The 3,229-nt window shown below is 77.1% G+C and carries 3 protein-coding genes; 2 read left to right on the forward strand and 1 reads right to left on the reverse strand.

Annotated features, from left to right (window positions below; all coding sequences use genetic code 11):
- A partial coding sequence (locus tag N866_RS17590; RefSeq protein ID WP_034229010.1) for a hypothetical protein occupies positions 1 to 603 on the reverse strand: 603 nt, incomplete at its 3' end.
- 192 nt (positions 604 to 795) lie between these two features.
- On the opposite strand from N866_RS17590, the gene fabI reads away from it, so the two are divergent.
- Positions 796 to 1,563: an enoyl-ACP reductase FabI gene (gene fabI / locus N866_RS17595; RefSeq protein ID WP_034229012.1), complete on the forward strand. Its 768-nt coding sequence runs from the start codon at positions 796 to 798 to the stop codon at positions 1,561 to 1,563.
- A gap of 122 nt (positions 1,564 to 1,685) precedes the next feature.
- Complete coding sequence (locus N866_RS17600) at positions 1,686 to 3,209, forward strand: nitronate monooxygenase (protein WP_342668449.1); 1,524 nt, start codon at positions 1,686 to 1,688, stop codon at positions 3,207 to 3,209.
- Positions 3,210 to 3,229: the final 20 nt, after the last annotated feature.

A 3,229-nucleotide genomic window follows, 5' to 3' on the forward strand; every position in this document is an offset into this window, starting at 1 on the left:
GGCCCCCCGAGGCGCCGTCCCCGACCTCGCGCCCACGGGCCCGTCCACCGGCCCGTCCACGGGCAGTTCGACGGGCACGCAGCGGCCGTCCGCCGCGACCGCACCCGCCGCCGACGTCGCCGTCCACACCACCCGCCCGGTGGCCGGGTCGAGGCGCCGCAGGGACCCGGCCGGGTCGACCACGAGCAGCACGTCGGGGCGCCCGGTCACCACCCGCCCGGGTCTGCGCCACGTCTCCACGAGCGGGCCGGTCGCCGGACCGAGGACGGCGGGGTCGGCGGCGAGCGCCGCGACCCGGGCCTCCTCCCGGCGGTGCTCCAGCACCGGGACGACGGCCAGGGCGAGGACGACGACGACCGCCGCCCACCGCAGCCGAGGGTGCGCCCACAGCCGGCGGGCGAGGCCGCCGTCGGGCGGCGGCGGGGCGTCGCCGTCGGCGGGCTCCGTCCGCGGGTCGCCGGGCGACGTGGCGCGCAGGGCCATCGCCTCGAGCGCGAGCTGGTGCAGCACGCCGCTCATCTCGTCGGCGGCCTCGTCCTCGACCTCGACCAGGAGGACGTCGACGGCCTCGAGGTCCCCCGACGGCGACCGTGCCCGGCGCATGCGGCCAGGCTACTCAGCAGCCCCCCGCACGGCAGGGGGACGGACGCGTTGTCCGGACCGCACAACCGCCGGCCCGGATCCTGTCCGCAGGACGACCACCGGCGGGCGGTCGGGCTGGCTAGCGTCGTGCCGCGGCTCGCGCCGCCGGCGGGGCAGCCGGCGACACCCACCCCCGACAGGACGGAGACCCCGATGGGTCTGCTCGACGGCAAGAAGCTCCTCATCACCGGCGTGCTCACCGAGGGGTCGATCGCCTTCCACACGGCGCGGATCGCCCAGGAGCAGGGCGCCGACGTCGTGCTGACCTCGTTCGGGCGGCAGTTCCGCCTCACCCAGGCGATCGCGCGCCGCCTGCCCGCCGAGGCACCCGTCGTGCAGCTCGACGTGACCTCCGAGGAGGACCTGGCGGCCCTCGCCGACCGCGTGCGCGAGCACACGGACCACCTCGACGGCGTGGTGCACTCCATCGGCTTCGCGCCGCAGTCCGTCCTCGGTGGCAACTTCCTGTCGGGGCAGTGGGAGGACGTCGCGACGGCGGTGCACGTCTCGGGCTACTCCCTCAAGGCGCTCGCCGTGGCCGCGCAGCCGCTCCTGGGGCGCGGCTCGTCCGTCGTCGGCCTGACGTTCGACGCGCAGTACGCGTGGCCCGTCTACGACTGGATGGGCGTGGCCAAGGCGGCGCTGGAGGCCACCTCCCGCTACCTCGCCCGGGACCTGGGCCCCGAGGGCATCCGCGTCAACCTCGTCTCCGCGGGCCCGATCCGCACGACGGCCGCGACCTCCATCCCCGGCTTCGAGAAGATCGAGGAGCGCTGGCCCGAGCGCTCGCCGCTCGGCTGGGACATGCGCGACGCCGGCCCGACGGCGAAGGCCGTCGTCGCCCTGCTGTCGGACTGGTTCCCCGCGACCACGGCGGAGATCATCCACGTCGACGGCGGCTTCCACGCGATGGGTCTGTGAGGGTCGTCCTCGCCCGGGACCTTCGTCCCTGACGGCCCGTCGGGCCCAACCTACGGTTGTGTAACCTACGGAACCGTAGGTTGCCGACGTCCGCGGACCCCGCGGGGTTCCGGAGGACGCCTGTGGCCGCACCGCCCGCTCCCGCCGTGACGGCGCCGTCGTCGGCCGCCGTGGCCGTGCCCGCACCGCGGCGCGCGGCCGAGGCCCGGGCGCTCCCGCGGGTGATCCAGGGGGGCATGGGCGTGGCGGTCTCCTCGTGGCGGCTCGCCTCGGAGGTGTCCCGCGCCGGGCAGCTCGGCGTCGTCTCCGGGACCGCGCTGGACCTGGTGCTGGCGCGCCGGCTGCAGGACGGGGACCTGGACGGCTCGTGCCGCCGCGCGCTCGCCGCCTTCCCCGTGCCGGCGGTCGCGGAACGGGCGGTGAAGCGGTTCCACCGTCCCGAGGGCCGTCCGCCCGGCACGCCGTACGTCCCCCTGCCGCGCCTGGCGCTGCGCCAGACGCGCGCGATGCAGGAGCTCACGGTGCTCGGCAACTTCGTCGAGGTGTGGCTCGCCAAGGAGGGGCACGGCGGGCCGGTCGGCATCAACTTCCTGGAGAAGGTCCAGATGGCGACGCCCGCCGCCGCGTACGGGGCGATGCTGGCCGGGGTCGACGTCGTCCTCATGGGTGCGGGCGTGCCGCGCGAGATCCCCCAGCTCCTGGACCTGCTCGCGGAGCACCGCCCGGTCCGGCTGCCCGTCCACGTCACCGGGGCAGAGGCCGACGCGTACGGCGTCGAGCTGGACCCCGTGGCCCTGCTCGGCGACGACGTCCCGCCGCTGCGGCGCCCCGACCTGCTCGCCATCGTCTCCGCCGACGTCCTCGCCGCGTACCTCGCGCGGGACGACCGCATCCGCCCCGAGGGGTTCGTCGTCGAGGGCCACACCGCCGGCGGCCACAACGCCCCGCCGCGGGGCCGCCCGGTGCTGGACGACCTCGGGCAGCCGGTGTTCGGGCCCCGGGACCAGGCGAACATCGCGAAGATCGCCGCGCTCGGGCTGCCGTTCTGGCTCGCCGGCTCCTTCGGTACGCCCGAGGGGCTGCGCGCCGCCGAGGCCGCGGGCGCCGCGGGCGTCCAGGTCGGCACGCTCTTCGCCCTGAGCTCCGACTCCGGCCTCGCCCCGGAGCTGCGCGAGACCCTGCTGGCGGACCTGCGCGCCGGCACGCTGGAGGTCCGCACCGACCCGCGCGCCTCCCCGACCGGCTTCCCGTTCAAGGTCGCCCAGGTGCCCGGCACCCTGTCCGACCCAGCGGTCATGGCGGCCCGGCCGCGCCTGTGCGACCTGGGCTACCTGCGCACGCCGTTCGTGCGCGACGGCGGGACCGTCGGCTACCACTGCCCGGCGGAGCCGCTGACGACGCACCTGCGCAAGGGCGGCACCCCGGAGGAGGCCGAGGGGCGCGCGTGCCTGTGCAACGCGCTCGCCGCCGACGTCGGCCTGGGCCAGACCCGCGCCGACGGGTACGTCGAGCCGCCCCTGCTCACCCTGGGCACCGACCTGGACGGGCCGGCCCGGCTCGCGGCGGAGCACCCGGCGGGCTGGACCGCGGCCGAGGCCCTCGCCTGGCTCCTGCCGGAGGACGCCGCCCGCCTCCCCACCCCCTGAGCCCTCCCGCTCCACCCCCT

This window comes from Actinotalea ferrariae CF5-4 (assembly GCF_000603945.1).
Lineage (GTDB): Bacteria > Actinomycetota > Actinomycetes > Actinomycetales > Cellulomonadaceae > Actinotalea > Actinotalea ferrariae.